The 21930-nt window shown below is 65.8% G+C and carries 19 protein-coding genes; 12 read left to right on the forward strand and 7 right to left on the reverse strand.

The features are described 5' to 3' along the window. Nucleotides 1-22 precede the first annotated feature (22 nt). The 6 genes from QX121_RS11335 to QX121_RS11360 are packed head-to-tail and all read left to right on the forward strand — an operon-like array spanning nt 23 to nt 7339. Nucleotides 23-2293: an exopolysaccharide transport family protein gene (locus tag QX121_RS11335; RefSeq protein ID WP_315811947.1), complete on the forward strand. Its 2271-nt coding sequence runs from the start codon at nt 23-25 to the stop codon at nt 2291-2293. Beyond that, on the forward strand, nt 2290-3447 hold the full coding sequence (locus QX121_RS11340) for a glycosyltransferase family 4 protein (RefSeq protein WP_315811948.1): 1158 nt from the start codon (nt 2290-2292) through the stop codon (nt 3445-3447). Before QX121_RS11335 ends, QX121_RS11340 begins: the two co-directional genes overlap by 4 nt. Beyond that, nucleotides 3444-3632 (forward strand): hypothetical protein, encoded by a 189-nt coding sequence (locus tag QX121_RS11345; protein WP_315777245.1) that lies wholly within the window; start codon nt 3444-3446, stop codon nt 3630-3632. The genes QX121_RS11340 and QX121_RS11345 overlap by 4 nt, the downstream gene beginning before the upstream one ends. Continuing rightward, complete coding sequence (locus QX121_RS11350; protein ID WP_315811949.1) at nt 3629-5149, forward strand: lipid II flippase MurJ; 1521 nt, start codon at nt 3629-3631, stop codon at nt 5147-5149. The genes QX121_RS11345 and QX121_RS11350 overlap by 4 nt, the downstream gene beginning before the upstream one ends. Beyond that, nucleotides 5146-6168, forward strand: coding sequence for a polysaccharide deacetylase family protein (locus tag QX121_RS11355; RefSeq protein WP_315811950.1), 1023 nt, complete (start codon nt 5146-5148; stop codon nt 6166-6168). The genes QX121_RS11350 and QX121_RS11355 overlap by 4 nt, the downstream gene beginning before the upstream one ends. Then, nucleotides 6161-7339 carry a glycosyltransferase gene (locus tag QX121_RS11360; RefSeq protein WP_315811951.1) on the forward strand — a complete coding sequence of 393 codons (1179 nt, stop codon included), beginning with the start codon at nt 6161-6163 and terminating at the stop codon, nt 7337-7339. Before QX121_RS11355 ends, QX121_RS11360 begins: the two co-directional genes overlap by 8 nt. Here QX121_RS11360 and QX121_RS11365 read toward each other — a convergent pair whose 3' ends face one another. After that, a complete protein-coding gene (locus tag QX121_RS11365) occupies nt 7340-8524 on the reverse strand; it encodes a glycosyltransferase family 4 protein (RefSeq protein WP_315811952.1) in 1185 nt (394 codons plus the stop codon). Nucleotides 8525-8671: 147 nt separating this feature from the next. Between QX121_RS11365 and QX121_RS11370 the strand changes: the two genes are divergently transcribed. The 4 genes from QX121_RS11370 (at nt 8672) to ipdC (ending at nt 13122) form a co-directional block, all read left to right on the forward strand. After that, nucleotides 8672-9892 (forward strand): hypothetical protein, encoded by a 1221-nt coding sequence (locus tag QX121_RS11370; protein WP_315812024.1) that lies wholly within the window; start codon nt 8672-8674, stop codon nt 9890-9892. 194 nt (nt 9893-10086) lie between these two features. Next, nucleotides 10087-10998, forward strand: a complete 912-nt coding sequence (locus QX121_RS11375; protein ID WP_315811953.1) for an acyl-CoA acyltransferase — start codon at nt 10087-10089, stop codon at nt 10996-10998. A gap of 141 nt (nt 10999-11139) precedes the next feature. Further along, nucleotides 11140-11331, forward strand: coding sequence for a hypothetical protein (locus tag QX121_RS11380; protein ID WP_315811954.1), 192 nt, complete (start codon nt 11140-11142; stop codon nt 11329-11331). 153 nt (nt 11332-11484) lie between these two features. Next, nucleotides 11485-13122 (forward strand): indolepyruvate/phenylpyruvate decarboxylase, encoded by a 1638-nt coding sequence (gene ipdC, locus QX121_RS11385; RefSeq protein WP_315811955.1) that lies wholly within the window; start codon nt 11485-11487, stop codon nt 13120-13122. 33 nt (nt 13123-13155) lie between these two features. Here ipdC and QX121_RS11390 read toward each other — a convergent pair whose 3' ends face one another. Further along, the gene (locus QX121_RS11390; protein ID WP_315770513.1) at nt 13156-14307 is read right to left on the reverse strand and encodes a hypothetical protein; all 1152 of its coding nucleotides are present in this window, start codon (nt 14305-14307) and stop codon (nt 13156-13158) included. Between the two features lie 314 nt (nt 14308-14621). On the opposite strand from QX121_RS11390, the gene QX121_RS11395 reads away from it, so the two are divergent. After that, nucleotides 14622-15227, forward strand: coding sequence for a LuxR C-terminal-related transcriptional regulator (locus tag QX121_RS11395; protein ID WP_315777238.1), 606 nt, complete (start codon nt 14622-14624; stop codon nt 15225-15227). Between the two features lie 127 nt (nt 15228-15354). On the opposite strand, the gene QX121_RS11400 is transcribed toward QX121_RS11395, so the two are convergent. The 5 genes from QX121_RS11400 to QX121_RS11420 form a co-directional block, all read right to left on the reverse strand. Beyond that, nucleotides 15355-15600 carry a hypothetical protein gene (locus QX121_RS11400; RefSeq protein ID WP_315811956.1) on the reverse strand — a complete coding sequence of 82 codons (246 nt, stop codon included), beginning with the start codon at nt 15598-15600 and terminating at the stop codon, nt 15355-15357. Nucleotides 15601-15841: 241 nt separating this feature from the next. After that, nucleotides 15842-18391, reverse strand: coding sequence for a hybrid sensor histidine kinase/response regulator (locus QX121_RS11405; RefSeq protein ID WP_315811957.1), 2550 nt, complete (start codon nt 18389-18391; stop codon nt 15842-15844). Nucleotides 18392-18397: 6 nt separating this feature from the next. Then, on the reverse strand, nt 18398-18712 hold the full coding sequence (locus QX121_RS11410) for a response regulator (RefSeq protein WP_315812025.1): 315 nt from the start codon (nt 18710-18712) through the stop codon (nt 18398-18400). Between the two features lie 223 nt (nt 18713-18935). Next, nucleotides 18936-19325: a response regulator gene (locus tag QX121_RS11415; protein WP_008968243.1), complete on the reverse strand. Its 390-nt coding sequence runs from the start codon at nt 19323-19325 to the stop codon at nt 18936-18938. Nucleotides 19326-19569: 244 nt separating this feature from the next. Beyond that, nucleotides 19570-20292 carry a Crp/Fnr family transcriptional regulator gene (locus QX121_RS11420; RefSeq protein ID WP_315740838.1) on the reverse strand — a complete coding sequence of 241 codons (723 nt, stop codon included), beginning with the start codon at nt 20290-20292 and terminating at the stop codon, nt 19570-19572. A 652-nt stretch (nt 20293-20944) separates the two neighbouring features. On the opposite strand from QX121_RS11420, the gene QX121_RS11425 reads away from it, so the two are divergent. Then, nucleotides 20945-21694 (forward strand): histidine kinase dimerization/phospho-acceptor domain-containing protein, encoded by a 750-nt coding sequence (locus QX121_RS11425; RefSeq protein ID WP_315777236.1) that lies wholly within the window; start codon nt 20945-20947, stop codon nt 21692-21694. The last annotated feature ends 236 nt before the right edge of the window (nt 21695-21930 follow it).

The raw sequence follows: 21930 nt of genomic DNA on the forward strand, positions 1-21930 counted from the left end.
ATATGTGGTGTGGGTGCAGATCATGAGGCAGGCGGGTCTTACGGAAGCCTTGTCCGGTCTCGACGCGTTGGGGCGGATCTGGCGCCGTCGCGGCGTGTTCGCCATTGTGGCCGGTGCCGTCCTCGCGCTTGCCGTGGCCGCGCTTGTGCTGCTGCCGGTACGCTATCTCGCCACGGCCTCCGTGATCATCGCCGAGCAGGAGCCTGGTGCCAACACCTCGGCGGCGTGGGCGCAGAAGGTCGGCGACCCCGCCGACATGGAAAGCCAGCTGCTGGTGATCCGCTCGCCGCGCCTTCTGCGGCAGATCATTTCGTCGCCGGGTGTTGCCGACGCTGTCGTCAGCGAATGCGAGCGCGGCCGCCTGCTCGGCTCGACGGATGCGTGCCAGCGTCTCAAGACGGATGTCGGCGCGTTCATCGACCACGTCGAGAGCCGTTTCAGCGTCGCCTCCGCCGGCCGCTCGCGCGTCATCAACATCTCCTATCAGTCTGGTCTCCCCGACGTCGCGCAGACGCTCGCCAACGCATTGACGCAGACGTTTCTCGAGGATCAGCGGACCGAAGGCGCCAACAGCCGCGAGGTCGCGAGCTCCTGGCTGTGGCAGGAGCTGAAGCAGCTCGATCAGCAGCTGCGCGAGGCCGATGACAAGATCCAGAAGTTCCGCCGCACCAAGGGGCTGATGCGCGGCGCGAACGCGCCGATCTCCTCGGAGCGGCTGACGAGCATCGGCCAGCAATTGTCGCAGGCGGAGGCCGCGCGGGCCGAGGCTGCGGCGCGGCTGCAGGAGATCAAGTCGGAGCAGGAGCGCGGCCCCACCGATGCGCCTTCGGTGCTGCAGAGCCGGACCATCGCCGACCTCAAGCAGCAGCTCACGACAGTGAGCGCGCAGCTCGCGAGCGCCGCCGGCGTGCTCGGTCCGAAACACCCGTCGATCCTGGCGCTGACCCGCGAGCAGGCGAGCATCCAGCAACGTCTCGTCGAGGAGATGCAGTCGATCGCGGCCAGCGCGCAGAAGGCGTTCGATGCCAACACCGCGCTGGTCAATTCGCTCAAGAAGCAGATGGAGACCGCCAAGGCCGAGGCCGGCTCGGCCACGCTGGATGAGGCCTCCATCGAGAGCATGGTGCGCGACACCGAGATCAAGCGCCAGCAATATGCCGAGCTCTACAAGAAGGCGAGCGAGCTCGAAACCGAGCGGCGCGTCCTGCGCGGCAGCACGCGGCTCGTCAGTCTCGCCGAGCTGCCGAGCAAGCCGTTTTTCCCGAAGAAGATCCCGTTCCTCGCCGCCGGCATGACGCTCGCGTTGATCTTCGGCGTCGGCGCTGCGCTGCTCGCCGATCAGCTCGGCGCGCGCCTGATCAGCCCGCCCGTGCCCGTCACTCCGGAAGCGCCGGCCCAGCAGGTCGAGGCGCCCGCTGTCGACGAAGCTCCGGCCATCGTCCCTGAATTGGCCGAGGGTGTGACCGCACCGGAGACGGCGACGCCACCGGCAGCGCCCGAACGAAGCTCTCATCTCCCGAGCGTCGCTGACGTTTCGATCCTGGCCTGCTTGCCGCGCCTGAAGAGCCTGCGCGAGATGTCGGCGCTCGGCGCGATCCTGCAAGGCCATCAACCGCTGGCGATCCCGCGCGTCTTGCGCCTCGCCTCCGAGGACACTGATTTTCAGCACACGCTGCATGATCTCGTCCACGAACTCGGCTTGAAGCGGTCAGCGCGATCGCAGCGCATCGTCGTGACCTCTCCCGATGCAGGAGATGGCAAGACGACCACGGCCTGTGCGCTGGCAGAGCACCTCGCGGCCGCAGGCTGGCGCGTGCTGGTCGTCGAGTGCGACGTCTCGCATCCCGCCTTTGCCGAGATCATGGCCCTGCCGGCAAGCCCCGGATGGCTCGGCGCGCTGGAGCGCGGGACGCCGCTCCGGGACATGATTCTGCCGACCGCGCATCCCTCGCTCGACGTGCTGCCGATTGGTGCGACGACCGGTCCGGTCGGCGACATTCTCGACGCGATCAGCCTCGACGGTCTCCTCGCTGGTCTCGATGGCTATGATGCCGTGATCGTCGACACGCCGTTGCCGTCGCAACGGAACGACTTCCTTGCCGGTACGGACTGGTCGATCGTCTGTGTCCGCAGTGACCGGTCGTTGATCGAGCCGGCGGTCGTGACGGTGAACAGGAGCAGGGCACTCGGAGCCCGCGATGTCGGCATCGTCGTCACCATGACCGACGTCGAGCACCGCAGCACGCCTGTGGTCCAGACCGCGCCCGTGGCAGCCTACGCCGGAGCCGGGTGATGTCGACCGAGCGTGTCCTGTTCGTCGATCACACCGGGCAGATCGGCGGCGCCGAGTTGATCCTGCTCGATGTCGTCCAGGGCCGCAAGAATTCATCGGTGTTCCTGTTCGAGCCGGGCCCGCTCGGCCAAGTGCTGGCTGAGCGCGGGATGTCGGTCATCACGTCGCGCTGGGGCCGCGGCCTGGGGCAGTTCAGACGCGACAGTTCGTGGCTCGAGGCGCTGCCGCTGTTCGGCAGACTCGCGGCGATCACCGCGGAGCTTGCGCATGTCGCACGCAAGCATGACGTCTTCTATGCCAATTCGCAGAAGGCCTTTGTCCTGTCGGCCATCGCCAACATCGCGGCACGGCGGCCGTTGATCTGGCATCTGCATGACATCATCAGCCCGGCTCATTTCGGCGCGCTGCAGCGTCGCATGCAGATCTTTCTCGCCAACCGCTTCGCGGCGAAGGTCGTCGTCCCCTCCGAAGCCGCCGCAGCCGCCTTCATCGAGGCCGGAGGTCGACGCTCTCTCGTCGAGATCGTGCCCAATGGCCTCGCCGTCGAACCCGTGCCCGCATCGCGGCAGGAGCTGCGGCAGCGACTCGGCCTGCCGTCCGCACCTCTGGTCGGCGTCTTCAGCCGGCTCGCCCAGTGGAAGGGCCAGCACGTCCTGATCGAAGCGCTGGCCAAACTGTCGGGTGTTCACGGCATCATCGTCGGAGATGCCCTGTTCGGCGAGCAGGACTACGCGGCTGACCTGAGACGGCTGGTCGCGGAGCTGGGCCTCGGCGATCGCGTTCACTTCCTTGGGCATCGCAGCGACGTGCCGCTGCTGATGCAGGCGGTGGACGCGATGGTGCATCCGTCGATCGATCCCGAGCCGTTCGGCCGCACCCTGGTCGAAGCGATGCTCGCCGGCGTGCCGGTGATTGCCACTGACGCTGGCGCTGCGCCCGACATCCTCGAACATGGCCGGGCCGGCCTGCTCGTGCCGCCTGGTGATGCGCGTGCGCTGTCCGAGGCTTTGGACGCGGTGCTGGCTCAACCCGAGATCCTCGCGCCACAGCTCGACTACGCGTCGCGCCGCGCGCGCACCCATTACAGTCTTGCACGCATGCTGGACTCGATCGGGCTTCTGATCCGCAATGTCGGTGCGGGAGCGGCGGTGTGAGCACGATCGTCACACCTGCCCCGTCCTCCGAGCGGCGCATGGTTGATCTCGTCGCGGATTGCGATCCGCTCGGCCCGCTGTTCGCCATTCTCGCGCCGATGCTGTCGTGGCCGAAACTGCTCGAGGACGGACAAGTCTCTGCGCGATGGAAAGGGCCGCCGGCCGTGTCGGAGGAAGCCGCATGAGCGCCTCCGGTCCTTCGCTCAAGCGCTTCAGTGCGCTGCTGATCAGCGGTGCGCTGGCGAGCAAGATGCTCGGCTTCGGCCGCGAGGTGCTGATGGCGCATGTGTTGGGTGCCTCGCTCATCGCCGACGGCTTTCGCGCCGCGATGGCGGCCGTGCTCATCCCGCTCGCATTCCTGCAGAACGAGAGCGTGCCGGCGATCATGATCCCGATGCATCGCGAGGCGCTGCAGCGGCCGGATGCCGCGCGCAGCCTCGGTGCGCTGACGATCGTCATTGCCATCGTGTCGAGCGCAGTGACCGCGATCATCCTGCTGCTGGGCGAGCTCTGGGTGAACGCCGTCGTCGGCGGCTTCTCGGCGGAGGGGCGTGAGCTCACTTTGCATTTCGTGCGCATGATGGCGTTCGGCATGCCGGCGTCCGCGGTCCTCAACGTTCTGGCGGCCGGCGAGATCGCGCTCGGGCGCACGCGGCTGACCAATGTCCGCGCCAGCCTGCTCAACGTCGTAGTGATCGGCGGAATCGGCCTGCTGGTGCTGACCGGCGACGCCTACATGCTCGCCTGCGCCTTCACCGTCGCTTTCAATGGCCTCGCCGCCTGGGGCCTGGTCTCGCTGTGGCGCGAGGGCGCGCTGAGCGTCTCCGGCCTGACCGCCGGCATGGTGGTCGACAAGGGTGTCGAATTCTTCCGCCGGCTGCGCGTCCTGCTTGCGCTGCCGCTGGCCGAGCAGGGCAATGTCTGGATCGAGCGCTTCACGGCGTCGCGGCTGACGACGGGCGCCGTCGCCTCGCTGGACTACGCGCGCTCGCTGACCGAGAGCGCGCTGCTGCTGATCAGCCAGCCGCTCGGCATGGCCGTGCTGTCGCAGCACGCCCCGCACGATCCGCGCGCGCAGACCGAGGCGCTGCTGCGGCCGCTGCTCGCACTGACTTTGCCGGCCTCGGCGTTCCTGCTGGTCTTCTCGACCGACATCGTCCGCCTGATCTATTTCCGCGGCGCGTTTGGCGACGAGGCCCTGCTGCTGACCTCGCATGCGCTCAAGGGCATCGCCTGCGGCGTCTGGGCCGCGACCCTCGGCTGGATCCTGATCCGCCTGCTCAATGGCGCCGGGCGCAACGGCGTCGCCGCGCTGATCATCGTCTCTGCCTATCTCGCCAACATGGGTTTCAACCTGCTGATGCCGCTGTTCGATCCGTCGCCGGCGGCCGGCATGCAGTTGCTCGGAGTTGGCGAAGCGATCCGCAGCCTCGTGCTGCTGTCGGGCGTGGTGTTCGTGCTCGGCGATGCGCGAAAGCTCCTGCTCGTGATCGGCTTGGCCCTGCTGCCGACCGCACTGATGGCCGTGCTCGGCCTGATGATTCAGACCTCCGTGCCGGGCCTGCTGCCGCGCCTGTTCGCCGGCGGATTGGCCTATATGCTCTGCCTGGCCTTCGCGATCGGCATCCTGCTGCCGGCCGTGGTGGGCACGGCGCTCCGCCATGTTCGTCGTACGTTCAAGATGAAGGGAGAGCTGAGTTGACCCTGTTGGCCCTCGCTGCCGCCAAGGCCATGATGGCATCCGGTGCCTTCGTCCTTCCGCTCGCCAAGGCCGCCGATCGTGTGCTCGGCCCGCGCGGCTGCTGCCTGACCTTCCACCGCACCGCGCCCGCGGAGCAATGGGAGCGTCTGCCCAATCGCGACTTCTACGTCGATGCCGACTTTCTCGATCGTTTCCTCGGCTATGTCCTCGACCAGGGTTGGGATGTCGTGACGATCAGCGAGGCGCTGCGCCGGACGGCAAGCGCCGAGCCGTCCGGTCGCTACATCAACTTCTCGATCGATGATTGCTACCGCGATACGTGCGAGCTGCTGGTGCCGGTGTTCCGCAGGCACAAGGTGCCGGTGACGCTGTTCGTGACGACCGGCATTCCCGACGGCACTTTGCCGCTGTGGGCCGCTGGCCTGGAGGATGCGCTGCTGCACAGGGACCACGTCACGGTCGACGATGAGCGGACCGCGCTGTCGAGCGCCGAGCAGCGCCGCGCGGTGTTCACGCAGGTCGCCTCGCGCTGGGATGGCCCGCAGGCGGCGGATCGTTACGCCGCGTTCTGTGCCGCCAATGCCATCGACATCGATGCAGTGCATTGGAAACATGCGATCTCCTGGGACATGCTGGAAGCGCTGGCGGGGGATCCGCTCATCGAGATCGGAGCCCACACCGTCTCGCATGCGCGGATCTCGTCGCTGCCTCCGGAAGCCGCCCTGCGCGAGCTGGCTGATGCGCGGCTGCGATTGAACGAGCGGCTCGGCATCGACGTCCGGCACTTCGCGTTTCCTTACGGGCGCGCCGCCGATTGCGGGCCGCGGGACTTTGCGCTGGCGCGGCAGGCCGGATTCGCCAGTGCTGCGACCACGCGCAAGGGCCTTGTCAAAGCCGGGCAGGATGCGTTTTCGATTCCGCGCAACACCATGAACGGCGCGCATCGTACGCTGGCGGCGATGGAGCTGCATCTCACCGGCTTCAGCGGGACTGCAGCGAAGGTGATGGGCCGTGTCTAGCAGGGGCCGCTTGCGGATCGTCTCGATTGCGCATCCTGCCACCAGCAGCGAGGCCGGCCGGCTGCGCTACCGCCATCTCGCCTCCCGGCCCGACGTCGATCTGCATCTTGTGATGCCCGAAGTGTGGAAGGAATTCGGCCGCACCATTACCGCGCCTCACTCCAACGAAGGGTTTCCCGTCCATCGGCTTCCGATCCGGCTGCCGAACGCCGGGCCGATGAAATGGTACCTGCACTTCTATCCAGCACTGCGTCGCCTGCTGCGCGAGCTCGATCCGGACGTGATTCATCTTTGGGAGGAGCCCTGGAGCATCGTCGCGCTGCAGGCGCAGATGCTGCATGGTCGTGCGGCGCTCGTGCTCGAGGTCGACCAGAACATCCTGAAACGGCTGCCGCCGCCGTTTGAGGCGATCCGCAAATTCGTCCTCGGCCACACCGCTCACATCCTGTCGCGCAGTCCCGACGCGACTGAGGTCGTGAGGGCGCGTGGCTACACGGGTCCGGTGACCCCGATCGGCTATGGTGTCGATCTCGCGACCTTCATGCCGGCGGATGATCCGTCGAATGCGACGACCGGCTCGCCGCTGCGGCTCGGCTATGTCGGCCGGCTGGTGGTCGAGAAGGGTCTCGACGATGCGCTCGATGCGCTCGCACGGAGCAAGTCGGCGGCCACGCTGAGCATCATGGGTGAAGGTCCGCACGAGCCGCATCTGCGCCGGCGCGTGGCCGAACTCGGCTTGAGCGGGCGCGTCACGATCCAGGGCTGGGCTTCACCAGCCGCGGTCGCGGCCTTCCTGCGCGGCCTGGACGCATTGCTGCTGCTGACGCGAACCACGGACGCGGTGCGCGAGCAGTTCGGCCGGGTGATCATCGAGGCCCAGGCCTGCGCCATTCCGGTGATCGGATCAACCTGCGGAGCGATTCCGGATGTCGTCGGCGACGGCGGCTGGATCGTGCCGGAGCAGGATCCCGGCAGCCTGTGTCGGCTCATCGATGAGCTCAGCGGCCAGTGGGCGGAGCTCGCCGTTCGCAGTGAGGCGGCCCGCGCAAACGTGCTCCGGCGCTTCACCTATGATGCGGTCGCGGCGGCGATTGAAACGGCATGCCGTGCGGCCCATCAGTCGAGAACCGCATCCCGCCTCGCCCGCCCACAGCGGCTGCAGACGAATTAGCTAGGCCTTCAGCGGCAGTGCAATCACTGCGCGGCCAGGCTGTCGCTTGGCGGCATCGATCTGCTTGAGCAGCTCGATGTATTGCAGCCCGATCTGGTCCCAGCCATAGGTCTGCGCGGTCGCATGGGCGCCGTCCTGCAGCCGGCGCATCAGTGCGGGATCGGCGAAGACCGCCGCGAGCTTGGCGGCGATGTCGTCGGCGTCGGCCGCGATGCGGAAGCCGTTGACGCCGTCGTGCAGATAATCCTCGATTCCGCCGACCGGCGTTGCGAACACCGGCACTGCGCAGGCCATGGCCTCCATGCAGACCAGCGAGAACGTCTCATAGCTCGTAGGTAGCACGAAGGCATCGGCCGCCGAGTACAGCGCCGGCATGTCCGAGCGTGAGCCGGCGAAGATCACGCGTTGCTGGGCGTTGCGCGTCAGTCTGCGGTAGGGCGCGGGATTGTCCGAGCCGACGACCAGCAGCCAGACGTCGTTGCCGAGCCGATCGAGCGCGCCGATCGCATGCGCCAGTCCCTTGCGGTTGAATTCGTGGCCGACGAACAGCAGCAGGCGCGCGTTCTCCGGGATGCCGAACTCGCGCCGGATGGCCTGGCCGCCGACGGCGTCGCGCTTGAAGCGCGCGAGATCGATGCCGTTGGAGATGACATGGATGCGGGCGGCCGGCACGCGGAAGAAGCGCTGCAGCTCCGCGGTGACGCGGGAGGACACCGCCACGAACGCCTGATACCGCAGGCCTCCGATCATGAATCGGTCGCGCAGCGCGACCCACAGATGCATCGGGTTGAGCATCCAGCGCCAGCTGCCGGCGGCGCGCTTCTCGGCCAGGCTCTGCGCATTGACCGCATGCACGATCAGCACGTCGCCCTTGAGACTATCGCCGTGGCTGACGACGACGGCATCGGGGTGCCGCGCCAGCGCCCGTGTCGCGGCGAGCGTGAACAGCGGCACGACCACGGCGCGGCCGATGTGCCGAAACAGTCCGCGAGTCGGAATCCGCGCCAGCCATGGCGCAACGCGCTCGACCCTTATCGTGTGTTCGAGATTGTCCGCGACGGCGCTCGCGAGCACGACGTTCGATAAACCATTCCGGCCGAAAACGCGCGCCAGCTCGATAGCAACGGTTTCCACGCCGCCGGCATTGCTTATCTCTTGAACGATCTGGACAATCTCAAACGTCATAGCGGAAATCTACGGGATCAGACATTGCGACTTCGTTCCAATCTGCTGGTCATTAGCACAGCCCTGTTAACGTTTGTCACGTCGCCATGGTCGAGCGCCGTTCGCGCCAACGATACGAACGCCTCGGCGTTGCGGATCGACGAGCGCATCGGCGGCGGCAATCTGGTCACGCATCTGGCCGGCAAGAGCACGCAGATCTATCAGGCGCTGCACGGCGTCGGTGCCAGGATGGGACGAATGGACTCCTACGGCTGGCGGACGCTGGCGCGGGTGCCCACGCCGCACGACTTCGATGCCGCCATGCTGGAGGCGCACAAGAACGGTATCATGCCGCTGATCCTGCTGGAGTACGAAGGCAGCTATCAGAGGTTGGATCCGCCGCAGCCGATCGGATCCTATCAGGACTGGTTCGCCGCCGGGCAGGCGATGGCGAGACGTTTCCGTCCCGGTGGCGATTGGGGCCGCGAGAACGGCATTCCCGATTGGGGCGCAACCGTCTTCACCGCGATCAACGAGCCCGACGTGCAGGCCACGATCCCGCGCCAGGACTATCACGACGCGCTGGCTGGGCTTGCGGACGGTGTTCACAGCGTCGACCCCAAGCTGCGGGTCGTTCCCGGCGGCTTTGCCACCTGCAACTCGCATGGCGATGCGACGTTGCGCGGCTACGGTCCGGCGATCGCCGATCTGCTCGAGGACGGCCGTCTCGACGGCATCGACCTGCATACCTACTACCATGATAAATGGTATCCGATGACCCGCGGCCGCGAGTTCTCGGTGCAGACCTGCTTCGACCGCATCAAGCAGGCGATGGGCCTGAGCCGCGACATCAACTTCTACGCAACCGAGTTCAACGTCGCGCGCGCCGGCGCGTGGGACAGCGATCCGGACGCGGCGAGACTGTTTCTCAATGCGATCTGGGACCAGCTTGCGGTGGTCGGCAAGGATGGCACCTCGCCGGTGTCCATGCTGGCGTTTCCTTGGAATCTCGGCGACACGCCCGATGTCGACGGTCTGGCCTATGCGATGGCGGCGGGCAAGGATCCCTGGACCCCGGAAGCACGCGGCTTCGTGGTGAAGACGGTGCTGCAGCTCGCCGGTCACATGAGGATCGTGTCCATCGACCGCCGGCTGGCGCTCTACACGCTGCGCGGACCGGATGCCGACTTGATCGTGTGGCAGAACATTGCCGGCTGGACCGACCGGCCGGGCCGCGCGGTCGAGCTCGAGCTGCCCGCATGGACGCGCAGCCTTGAGGTCTGGGGCTGGGATGGGCTGCGGCGCCGGATCGAGGCAAAGCCCGGACGTTTCTTCGTCGACGGCCTCAATGCCGATGAAACCTACATGTTTCGCGTGCCGCGGCCGTGAGTGATGACGCCAGTCGCGAGGGTCACCGGGGGGCGAGTGACAACACCTCGATGTGGTTCGCGAATCCCGTTAACTGAAAAGTAAGGCCAGCGCGACGTGGTTCACTGCCACCTGACCTTTTTACGATAATTGCAGCCACGACAATCCCGCCGCGCGACGGGTGACGCGCTGGACCTCTCTCGGGTGATGCTGGAATGCAGCCGATCAAAAAGGCCGAGATTGCGAACGACAAGCCGGTGCCGGCGCAGGCCGTGACCGGGGTTCGCATCCGAGAGATCCGCACGGCGGATCTGCCGGCGGTCGCTGCGCTGCTGACGCGCGGATTCGCCTTCCGCAGCGAGGCCTATTGGCTGCGCGGACTCGAACGTCACGCGGCGCGCCCGCGGCCGGCCGGCTTTCCGGCATTCGGCTATTGTCTCGACCATGGCGGCGTTCCCGTCGGCGTGATCCTGCTGCTGTTCTCCGAGCTCCACAGCGGCGGTAAGCCGATCGTCAGGGCCAATGTCTCGAGCTGGTATGTCGAGCCGGCGTTCCGTGCCTTCAGCTCGATGCTGGTGCGCGCGGCGACGCGCGACAAGACGGTGACTTATTTCAACATCACGCCGGCCCCGCACACTTGGCCACAGGTCGAGGCTCAGGGCTTTTCGGTCTACTGCAAGGGACAGGTCTACGCCGCGCTGGCCCTGTCGCGATCGCGCTCGGATGTCCGTATCGAAGAATTCTCCGAGGACCATGTGCATGGGCTCTCTCCCGACGCGGCCGATCTGTTGCGGCAGCATGCGCAATGGGGGTGTCTCAGTCTCGTCGCGCGCGAGGCCGATGCGGCGTATCCGTTCGTGTTTCAGAAGCACCGGGTGATGAACGCGCTGCCGGTGTATCGCCTGCTGTATTGCCGGGATGTCGCCGACCTCGTGCGCTTGGCCGGCAACATCGGCCGGTTCCTGCTGCGGCGGGGCGGCCTGCTGGTGCGGCTCGATGCGAACGAGCCCGTTGCCGGGCTGGCCGGCTGGTACTCGGACAAGCGCGGACGCAAATATGCCAAAGGTCCGCATCCGCCGTGTCTCGGCGATCTCGCCTTTACCGAGGCCGCGCTGTTCGACGGCTGAGAGGTGGCAATCGATTGGGTTGCGTGGTCCCACTGCGGCGGCCGGGATACTGGCTCGCGTGGTCTATGGGACCGATGTGACGGCACGCACAGTCTGGGCTTCCGGCCTGCGCCATCCTCCTGGCAACGGAGGTGGTCATGCATGTCTTACGTTTTCGAACTCGCGCTGGCGGCGATGCTGCTGTTCTTCCTGTTCCTGCCGATCACCGATCGCAGGACGGTCATGATGAAGCTCTGCATGATCATGGCAGTCGCCATCCTGTTCACGGTTACGCTTGCCGTCCCACGTGGCGGCGAACCATCAACCCACGCCCTGTTGCTGACGGCGAACTGACGCGGCGCGCGTGCGCTCGGGAGATCGCAGCTCCCGTATGAAGGAAGGTCCGATCCAGACGGCACGGCTCGCAGACCGAACGGCCGGCGGTTGGCAGTCCGCCCCTCATCGTGTAGCACCGGCTGAACGTCACGCCACGCTCAGGGGATCCGGATGCCTGCTCTTGCCCATGCGCTGCTTGCCGCCCTGAAGGACCACGGCGCCCGCGAGATCTTTGGCATTCCCGGCGACTTCGTGCTGCCGCTGTTCAAGGTCATCGAGGAGAGCAACATCCTGCCGAGCGTCACGCTGAGCCATGAGCCGGCGGTCGGCTTCGCCGCGGATGCGGCCGCACGCTATCATGGCGGCCTCGGCGTCGCCGTCGTCACCTATGGCGCCGGCGCCTTCAACGTCGTGAACGCGGTCGCCGGCGCCTATGCCGAACGCTCGCCGGTCGTGGTGATCGCGGGCGCGCCCGGCGCGCGTGAGCGCGTCTCCGGTTTTCTGCTGCACCACCAGGCCCGCACCGTCGACACGCAGCTCGCGGTGTTCAAGGAGATCACCTGCGATCAGGCGGTGCTGAGCGATCCGGCCACGGCGCCGGCCCAGATTGCGCGCGTGCTGCGCAGCGCGAAGGAGATGTCGCTGCCGGTCTATCTCGAATTTCCGCGCGACATGGTCGATGCCGAGGTCGAGCCGGTGGTGCCGCTGCCGCCGCGGCGGGCCAGCCGCGAGGCGCTCGACGAATGCGTCGAGGAGATCCTCGCCCGCATCGCGCAGGCGGAGCGTCCCGTGATCGTCGTCGACGTCGAAATCCGGCGCTACGGCGTCGAGGACAGGATCGCGGCGCTCGCGCGCAAGCTGGGCCTGCCGCTGGTGACGACCTTCATGGGCCGCGGCCTGCTCGACAGGGCCGACGATGTCGTCGCCGGCACCTATCTTGGCGCCGCGGGCAACCCGGCGATCACGGAGCTGGTCGAGAATGCTGATCTCGTGCTGATGCTGGGCGTCATCCTGTCGGACACCAATTTCGCGCTGTCCAACCGGGCGCCGGACCCGCGCCGCATGATCCTGGCCGCCAGCCGTGAGGTCCAGATCGGCCATCACGCCTATCGCGACATGCCGCTTGGCGATCTGATCGATGCGCTGGACGAGCGCGCGACGCCGCGGGCCGCGGCGTCCGGCCTGCCGCGGCAGCGCTCGGTCTATCCGCGCGGCCTCGCGGCCGATGGTGCGCCGATCGCGCCTTCGGACATCGCGACCGCGGTCAACGACGTGTTCGATCGCCATGGCCGGATGCCGATGACCTCCGATATTGGCGATTGCCTGTTCACCGCGATGGAGATCGACAATACGGCGCTGGCCGCGCCGGGCTACTACGCGGGGATGGGCTTCGGCGTGCCGGCCGGCATCGGCGTGGCCGCGACCGGCCTTCGTCCGCTGATCCTGGTCGGCGACGGCGCATTCCAGATGACCGGATGGGAGCTCGGCAACTGTCGCCGCTACGGCCTCGATCCGATCGTCGTGCTGTTCAACAATTGCAGCTGGGAGATGCTGCGCGTGTTCCAGCCGGAGTCGCGGTTCAACGATCTCGATGACTGGCACTATGCCGACATCGCCAATTCCATCGGCGGCACCGGCGAGCGCGTCGCCACCCGGAGCGAGCTCGTCGCTGCGCTGGAGCGCGCGGTGAATCGGCGCGGACGCTTCTCGCTGATCGAAGTGATGCTGCCGCGCGGCAAGACCTCGGACACGCTGGCGCGCTTCGTGGCAGGATTCAAGTCGGCGCGCGAGCGCATGGCCCAGGGATAGGATGGCCGGAAGGGCGCTCTGAACGCGCGGCCGTCAACCGGTTGCCGACCGCAGCACCGTTTTGATCGCGTCACGGCCCTTCCAGGCGAAATAGGTGAGGCGGCCGCCGAGCGAGCGATGGCTGCGCAGCCTGTTGGAGCCGAGCACGTGCCCAACTTCTGCGGGGAAGCGCTTGACCTCGGCCTGCACCATTCTGTCGGTATTGGCCATGATGGCGTTCAGGCGCGTGCCCCACTCGGACTCGTCGATGCGATCGATGCGGACCTGGATCGCATACTCGATGTCATAGATGCTGGTGAGGATTTCCTTGGCGGTCACGACGCGGTTGTTCTTCAACGCGACACGAAGCGCGAGCCGCTTGTCCTCGAGCTGATCGAGCACCATCGGCACGGTCATGGCGTAGGGCGCAGCGATGACGTCCGCGACGTTCTTCGAGCGCGCCGCCTTGGTCGCCAGCCGCAACACCTGCCAGGGCTCCTTCAGACGCTTGGCGACCAGCGTCAACGCAAAGGGCACGGCTTCCGGCTGCCTCTTGCGCAGCGCATCGAGCAGCAGCACCATCTTCTTCACCTGCGGATCGTCGAACTCAACGATCCGGTCCGGCAGCGAATCGGCGAACTTAGCGAGTTCCTCGCGGGCGCGCAGCGCCTTCAACAGCTTGACGACGTCGTCGAACACCGACGGCGAAGCCGTATAGGCCTTCAGCTTGCTGCGGACCTGCTCGATGCCCTCGGCGCGCGCCAACGTGCCTTCCAGCGACTTCGTCACCTTGGTCTGGAACGCGCTCGCGACCTGGCGGATCTCGCGCTGCTTGTCCCCGGCGATCAGGTCCTTCATCTGCGCGTTGTAGTCTCGCGCCATGGTCGGCAGCAAATCGCGCGAGATCCATTCCCAGATCGGCGTGAGGGAGCCGCGGGCAATGCGGCCCTCATTGGCGTGCTCCGGCGAACCGTCGATGAGAAGCTGCTCGACGGGCATGAAGAAGTAGCGCGAAGGATTGATGGTGCGGTGGCCGCCGGCGCCATTGTTGTTGCGGATCTCGGCGCGCAGCCGGGCCTGGAGGTCGGCGGATCCCGGCATGTCGACGCCGCTCAGCTCCAGCCGTTCGAGCTCGCTGAGCAGACAGCTTCGTGTCAGCGGTGACAACCGCTGCAGGAATTCCCAGATCCGGTCGACCGGTCCCATTGGCGTCAGGCTGTCAGCTATATGTCAAGGTCGCTCGTCTCCACGGACGAGCACGGAGCTCATCGAAGCACGAAACAGTTGGTGCGAAATTAATGTCAGTAAACAATCGTAGCATTGCACGACATCGTGGACAGGCGTCGCGGCACGCGCCGGGGACGGGTCTCCCGAAGCACGGCATCACGCCCGGCTTAACCATTTCAGATTGTAACTTTTGGGAAAATTAGCGGCGGTTGCACGAGTTGTCGGGAAAATCCCGTATTGCTACGGACGACATAATTAACCATGTTAAAGTTGCCGCCGCGTCAGAATGAGGCATGGCACAGCTGAACAACAGCCTTTCCGACGCTCACGCCGCACCTGCTCCGGGCGGCCAAGGAGTTAACGACCCGGACCTCCTGGCGACCCGTTCCGGCACATCTGCGCCGCTCGCGATGGGACGTCACGACGACCAGGGCACGCTCGCTTTGGCGCGTCAGCTGAACGGTTCGCTCACCGCCCTGATGCTCTACATGGAGGAAATCAAGCAGCGCAGCGACGAGATCGCCAGGACGCCCGGCGAGCGCCGGCATGTCCAGGTGGTCGTCGACAACGCGTTGCTGCAGACCGAGCGGATCTGCGCCCTGGTCAACCAGATGTCCGGCGCGCACGGGCAGTTAAGACCGCTGTCGCGGACGGTGCCGGCTCACGAGCAGGGCACGGCGCCCGCGCGACCACCCGGCCGGGCCAGCAAGTCGCTGACCCCGCGCGAACACGAGGTCCTCAAGCTGATCAGTGAGGGGCATTCGAACAAGGAGGGCGCCTTGCGCATGGGCATCAGCCCCCGCACCTTCGAGAGCCATCGCGCCGAGGCCATGCGCAAGGTTGGCGCGCGCAACACAGCCGAACTCGTTCGCGCAGCACTTCTCAACCAGATCGGATGACGGCGGACGAGCGCGAATGCCGCGCTCGCGCTTTCGACCCCCGCAGTGCCCCGCGCTGCAGGCAATGAAGATCGGCGTCCGACCGGCTCGGTCGAACGCGCTGAGCGGGACGCGGACGTCCGTGCTGTCAGAAATAATCCTCGGCGAAGGGGCGAACCCGGGAGGTCGGGCGCAGCGGCGCCTGCGCCTTGGGCGGTGCCGGCACGATCGTAATGGTCCAGCGCTGCGGTACGCTCGCTTCGTTCTCCATGACTGAACGGACGTGGCCGGTGATCGTCGATCCGCCGGATTTCACGGTCGCGGTCCGGCCGTTGAACTGCGCAATTCGGAAACGCCTGACTTCCTTCTGGTCGGCGGTTTCAAAAGTAAACATGGGACACATCTCCTATGTGACCCCGAGTCTCGCAGCTCATGATTAGTTGATTGTGAAAATCGTGAGCCGTAGAAGTACGGCGTCAACTTATTGTAAGGGAATATGAAGATCAGGATTCAGCGAATCCGCGTCGTGAAGGTCTCGTTTGCCATCTCGGTCGTCCGAGCCCGTCGCGGCGGTGCGGCGTGCGAGACGCCGCACAGATCGGATTGCGCCATGGAGGCCTGCGGCCTCCCTCGCTTCAATATTGCAGCTCCTGGGCGCGGGCGGCGGCGTAGGCGGCCTCGATGTTGTCGAGCAGCTCGGCATACTCCTTGGCGGACAGGCGTGGCGCGCTCTTCTCCAGCGCGAGCGCGTAGGTCGCAAGCCGACGGTAGCCGAAGGTTCCGGCTGCGCTCTTCAGCGAATGCGCCTCGCGGCCGATCTTGATGCGCTCGCCGTCGAGCGTCAGCTGGCGGAGCTGCTTCAGCCGCGCATCCGTCTCGCTGAAGAACACGTCGCGGATCTCCTGCGCGGCCTCGTCTCCGATCTCGCCGACCAGCTCGGCATAGGCTTCGCGGTCGAGCGCGGCTTCGGGAGCAATTTCGGTGTCGGTGGCAATGTCGGCGGCCCTGGCATCCGGCTGGGCCGGCACCAGCGGGGCGTCTGACGCCACGGTGTCCAGCACCGGCACGGGCAGGGGCAGCACGCGCAGGATGGCTTCCACGAGCGCTTTCTTGCGGGCCGGCTTGACGACGAAGTCGTTCATCCCGGCTTCCCGGCAGGCCCGGATATCCTCCATGAAGGCGTTCGCCGTGAAGGCGATGATCGGCACGTTGGAACGGCGCTCGCCTCGCGCGCGAATGGTCCGGGTTGCCTGGAAGCCGTCCATCTCCGGCATGCGGACGTCCATCAGGATCAGGTCGTAGTTGAAGCGGCTGGCGGCGGTGACGGCCTCGGCGCCGTCGCAGGCCGTGTCGGTCTGGATGTCGAAATCCTTGAGCATCTTGGTCGCGACCAGGCGATTGGTCGGATTGTCGTCGACCACGAGGACGCGCAGCGGCCGGCCGAACGCCGCGATCCGGTTCTGCAGCGAGGTGTAGATGCCGTCGTCGTTCTGCTCTGGCACCGCGATGGTCTCGGCAATCGGCAGCGTCAGGCGGAACGAGAAGGTGGATCCGCTGCCCAGCGTCGAGGTGACCTTGATGTCACCCCCCATCTGCTCGATCAGGCGCTTGCAGATCGCAAGCCCGAGTCCGGAGCCGCCGAACCGGCGGCTGATCGAATTGTCGGCCTGGACGAAGTTCGCGAACAGCGAGCCGATCTTGTCGGCGGCAATGCCGATGCCGGTGTCGGTCACCGTCCATTCCACCGTCGCCTTCTCGTCATCCTTCTCGATGCAGCGCGTCGTGACGACCACTTCGCCGGACGAGGTGAACTTGACCGCGTTGGACACCAGGTTGAGCAGGATCTGGCGAATGCGGCCGGCGTCGCCGACCAGCGCGGGCGGCACCGCCGGGTCGCTGACGCTCCTCAGCTTCAGGTCCTTGGCGGAAGCCCGCGGACCGATGATGCTCAGCGTGTTGTGGACCAGGGCCTCGGCGGAGAACGCGATGTCCTCGAGCGAGAGCTGGCCGGATTCGAGCTTGGAGAAGTCGAGAATGTCGTTGAGGATCTCGAGCAGATTGTCGCCGGCATTGTGGATCGCCACCACCGAGCGGCGCTGCTCGGGATCGAGATTGGTCTCCAGCAGCGTCGTGGCGAGGCCGAGCACCGCGTTCATCGGCGTGCGGATCTCGTGGCTCATCATCGCGACGAAAGTGGACTTCGCCGCGTTCGCGGCCTCGGCGGCCTCGATCAGGTGCTCGTGGCGTTCCCACCAGCGTGAGATCAGGACGGCGGCCGCGAACACGGCCATCGCGCTCACCAGGGACACGATGACCAGAAGCGTCGCCATGTCGCGCCAGGCCTTCAGGACGTCGTGCTCGAACACCGACACCACGATCATCGCGGGATAGTTCGGCAGCATCTTTGCCGCCCGCAGGCGCATCTCGCCGGTTCGTGCGGAGGGTTCGCGCAGCACGCCGCCGGCCGACAGTGCGCGCTGACCGAAGCCGGAGGTCGGCTTGCCGATCTCGCTCGTGGGCGGAAAATGCGCGAGCAGCGTACCGTCCTCGCGGATCAGCGACACCGCGGCATCGAGACCCTGCGCGGTGGAGCCGAAGAAGTTCTCCAGATAGGGCACGGACATGGCGCCGAGCATCATGCCCATGAACTCGCCATTGGAATCGTCGAGCCGGCGGGCAAAATAGATGTTCCAGGTGCCGTCGCCGCGATTCTGAACCGGCGTGCTGAGGAAGGTCCGCAGTGCAGGGTCGGCCTTCAGCGCCTTGAAATAGTCGCGGTCGGCGATGTTGACGTCCGGGATCGGCCAGTAGCGCGAGAAGTTCAGGAGCCCGCCTTGTGCGTCGATCAGCGTCACCGCATCGATCTGCGGCAGTCCCGCGATTTTCTCCTTGAGCAGGAGGTGGGTCTGATGGTCTGACGCGACCTTGCGAAACGCTGCAGCGTCGATGGCGCCGCCGCGCACTAGGTAGTCGCGCACGCTGGTGAGCACGAGGTCGACCGATTTCACCGAGCGGTCGGCGTTCTCTGCAAGCGTGAGGCTATGGCGGCTGAGATCTTCCTCGGCGTGCTGAAGCGCGTTCTCGCGCAGGTTGGTGAGGAAGAACAGGTTGCTGCCGGCAATGACGCAGATGAGGATCAGCGCGATCGCTGCAGGCGCTCCCAGAAAGCGCTTCTTGTTGCTCATCGCCTGCTACCAGCCCGCCGCTCTGACCAGCCGCCGGCAATCGGTCTCCTGCGCGATCTGCTTCAGAGTCTGCCGGAGCCGCATCAGATCGATCGGCTTCGAGAAGGGAGGATCTATGTTCAGCTCGAGAACCTCGGTGCCGGGGCGGCTGTCCAGCGAGAGGTCCGGCATGACGCAGTCCAAGTTCCTCTTCTGCAGGACGATCGAGACGGCGTCGACCGGGCTCACGCCCGTCGTGTTGAAGCCGGCCTGTGCTGCGATCTTTCGCAAGATGGACAGATGCACGGCGGCATCTTCGATCACGAGGAGGTCGTTGCGCATGAATTCCCTGTCCCGTTGCCACCCTGACGCGGTCATCGGCAAGCAGGATTATGTCTATCGGCCGGCTCTGACCCCCTCGTAAATTTTGGTTTCCGTACGACTACGGGGAGGGCACGGCGATGTATGCGTCCTGCCGTCGTCAACCACGCGGAGTTCGCCCGCCAAAGAGAAAGCGGCCGAACACCGGTCCGGCCGCCGCGCAGGACATTCCCAGGGAGCTCGGCTATTCGGCCGGGCCGAACACGGCTTCCATCTTGGTCTTGAGCGTCGCCGCATTGAACGGCTTGACGATGTAGTTGCTCACGCCGGCCTTCTTGGCGGCGATGACGTTTTCGGTCTTCGACTCGGCTGTGATCATGATGAACGGGGTCTTCGACAGCTCCGGGCTGGCCCGCACCTCCCGCAGCAGGTCGTAGCCGGTCATCGGTTCCATGTTCCAGTCGGAGATCACCAGACCGTACTTCTTCGCCTGCATCTTCGAGAGCGCGGCCGATCCGTCGCTGGCGTCGTCGACGTTCTCAAATCCGAGCTGCTTCAGCAGGTTGCGGATGATCCGGATCATAGTGGCGTAGTCATCGACCACCAGGATCGGCATCGACAGATCAAAGGCCATGTCATTACTCCGCGCGTTTGGTCAAAAGCCGAACACGGGCGAGGTATATCAGCACGAAGATTATTCGACGCCTCTTGGAACTCGCGCTCGTCAGCACGTCGACAATTATCAGCGCCCGTTGAACAGCGCGTTAATTCCAGCGGTGCCGACGATGGGGATCATGCCACGGGCCGTAGTTGTACGGAGGCAAGGGCGCTCGGCGAGGCAACGGCGCGCGACGAGCGAGGGCCGGAACGACGCCTGCTCACGGCACGCTGCGTGGCCGGACCAGATTCTCGTAGTGGGCCTTCACCGTACCGTAGCACTCGCACGCCGTCTTCTTCAGCCCGTCCAGATCGATGATCTCGATATGGCCGCGGCTATAGTGGATGAAGTCCGCCTGCTGCAGCGTGCTCGCCACCAGCGAGACGCTGTTGCGCCGGGCGCCGATCATCTGCGCCAGGGCCTCCTGGGTGATGTAGAGCTTGTTGCCGCCTGAAAGGTCATGCGTCTGCAGCAGGCAACGGGCGAGACGCGACTCGACGGTGTGGGCGGCGTTGCAACCGGCGGTCTGCTGGCTCTGCACGTAGATGGCGAGTGCGTGGCGCAACATCAGCGCGCGAAACGAGGGGCTCTGTTCGGCGGCCGCCCGTACCTTGTCGATGTCGACGACCGATGCTGCACCGGGAACGAGGACCGCCGCGCTGTTCAGCACCACCGGATCGCCGCCCGCGAGCAGGGACATGCTTCCGAAGAGACTATCGCGACCGATCATCGCCACCTGAACGCGCTCTCCGCGCGCGAGGTTCACGACCAGCGAGATGACGCCGCGATGAGGAAAGTAGATGCGCGAAAGCTTTTCGCCGACCTCGGCGAGAATGGAGTCTTGCACCAGATCCACGGTCCGCAGATAGGGTCGGATCAGCTCGAAGTCATCGTCGGTCAGTGACGACAGGAAGCCGTTCGGAGAACGCAAGCTGGGGTCCAAAGCCATCTCCTGCATTGCAGTAACGGAGCCTCGCAGATCTCAATGCACTCATGGTTCCATAGAACTGCGTCCCATCCGCTGACAAGAAGAATCACGGGTAATATTCCCAGTAAAGGCCATTCGTTCCTGCTGTGCTCGTTGTCGTGCAGACGGGCGCGGATGCGCGGTTGCGCATTTGGCCATCAACATGTGTGCGATGTGCTGATCTGATAGCGCGCTGTTGTATACAGTCGGCACGCATCGGCCTCGGCTGGTGAAAGCAGCGCAACGCGCTTGCGGCGGGCCTCCTTCTTGCTCCGGCCGCCGCAGCTCCGGCGGGCACGGACACCACGTAGCATGCGGCCGCATTGACAGCGGACATCTTGAAGCCAAAATCGCTAATAGGCGCGCTGATTCGTTGACGGATCTTTTTCTGTCGGATGCAACCCTCGTCGCGAGTGGAGGCATCGGCCGGTGCTTTGCGACTGGCGGTGACGAGGTTGTCGTCATTGCAGGAGCAGGAGTCCGCCTGATGCTGCATCCAGCTGGAGCGCGATCGATGGTCAGCGATGAGACTGAGCGCCAAGACGAAGCTGAACGTTGCAGCGGCGTCCGTTCGTTTGCGTCCCGATAGCCCCGCCGTCCTCCCCCCCCAACAGGTAATGCAGGATTCATGGCCTCTTCCACCTACCAGCGGTCCAACCAGTCGTTGCCAAGCGCGGGCGTAGACATTCCGGCCGCAGCGACGCCGGACATCCACCCAGGAATGGCGATCGTCGGTCAGGTTGCCGGTGGCCTGCTGCACGACTTCAACAACATTCTCACCGTGATCACGGGGACCATCGACATTCTCGCCGAAGCGGTCGAGGACAAGCCCGAACTGGCGGCCGTCGCGCGTCTGATCGACGAGGCTGCGACTCGTGGCGCTCGATTGACCTCGCAGCTTCTGTCGTTCGCAAGAGGCCGGCCGCCGCTGCCATGTGCGGTGGAGTTGAACGAGCTCCTGATCGACGTCGCTCGTCTGCTTCGTCCGACATTGGGCACCGAGGTCGAGGTGACGACATCGGTGGGCGCGGACGTGCCGGCCGTCTTCGCCGATCCGGGGCAACTGATGGCGGCACTGCTGTGTCTTGCGATCGGGGCCCGACATCGATTGGAGCATGGCGGCCGCATCGACATCGAGGCAAGGCGCATGCGTGCGGACGCCTCGGGTGCCGGCGGCATTTCCTCCGACGTGCTGATCGTGTTGACGGCGTCAGTGAGCGCGGCGGATGCCTCTCCGGCCGATCCCGCCTTCTCGGAGATCCGCATGGTCGAGGATTTCGTCAGGCGTTCGAACGGACGTCTGGAGCTCAAGGAGCCGCGCGGCCGGACCGCCGGCGTCGAGATCGTCCTCCCGCGCGCCGACCGCGTCCCCTCGTAGTCGGCCGCTCTTCCGCAAGCTCATAGTTAGCGCTGCCTTAACGGTCGCACCGCGCATCGGCGCACGCCGACCGCGAAGTTGTGTCAGCGCGCCACTTTACCGCGAGTCCCTGCGGTCTGCGCGCATTTGATCGAACTGATTAGCGGCCAATTAGGATTAACGGCGGCGGCGGACGCCGCGCGCGGCCGTTCCGGGATCAATTTAACGAACGGGTAGGATTCCGCGGATCAGTCTGC

Source organism: Bradyrhizobium sp. SZCCHNR2028 (genome assembly GCF_032380995.1).
Lineage (GTDB): Bacteria > Pseudomonadota > Alphaproteobacteria > Rhizobiales > Xanthobacteraceae > Bradyrhizobium.

Bases quoted from the DNA above. Each gene is read 5' to 3' on its own strand.
- QX121_RS11335 (WP_315811947.1), top strand. From the start codon at position 23: ATGAGGCAGGCGGGTCTTACGGAAGCCTTGTCCGGTCTCGACGCGTTG.
- QX121_RS11350 (WP_315811949.1), top strand. From the start codon at position 3,629: ATGAGCGCCTCCGGTCCTTCGCTCAAGCGCTTCAGTGCGCTGCTGATC.
- QX121_RS11365 (WP_315811952.1), bottom strand. From the start codon at position 8,524: ATGACGTTTGAGATTGTCCAGATCGTTCAAGAGATAAGCAATGCCGGC.
- QX121_RS11375 (WP_315811953.1), top strand. From the start codon at position 10,087: ATGCAGCCGATCAAAAAGGCCGAGATTGCGAACGACAAGCCGGTGCCG.
- QX121_RS11380 (WP_315811954.1), top strand. From the start codon at position 11,140: ATGTCTTACGTTTTCGAACTCGCGCTGGCGGCGATGCTGCTGTTCTTC.
- ipdC (WP_315811955.1), top strand. From the start codon at position 11,485: ATGCCTGCTCTTGCCCATGCGCTGCTTGCCGCCCTGAAGGACCACGGC.
- QX121_RS11390 (WP_315770513.1), bottom strand. From the start codon at position 14,307: ATGGGACCGGTCGACCGGATCTGGGAATTCCTGCAGCGGTTGTCACCG.
- QX121_RS11395 (WP_315777238.1), top strand. From the start codon at position 14,622: ATGGCACAGCTGAACAACAGCCTTTCCGACGCTCACGCCGCACCTGCT.
- QX121_RS11400 (WP_315811956.1), bottom strand. From the start codon at position 15,600: ATGTTTACTTTTGAAACCGCCGACCAGAAGGAAGTCAGGCGTTTCCGA.
- QX121_RS11405 (WP_315811957.1), bottom strand. From the start codon at position 18,391: ATGAGCAACAAGAAGCGCTTTCTGGGAGCGCCTGCAGCGATCGCGCTG.
- QX121_RS11410 (WP_315812025.1), bottom strand. From the start codon at position 18,712: ATGCGCAACGACCTCCTCGTGATCGAAGATGCCGCCGTGCATCTGTCC.
- QX121_RS11415 (WP_008968243.1), bottom strand. From the start codon at position 19,325: ATGGCCTTTGATCTGTCGATGCCGATCCTGGTGGTCGATGACTACGCC.
- QX121_RS11425 (WP_315777236.1), top strand. From the start codon at position 20,945: ATGGCCTCTTCCACCTACCAGCGGTCCAACCAGTCGTTGCCAAGCGCG.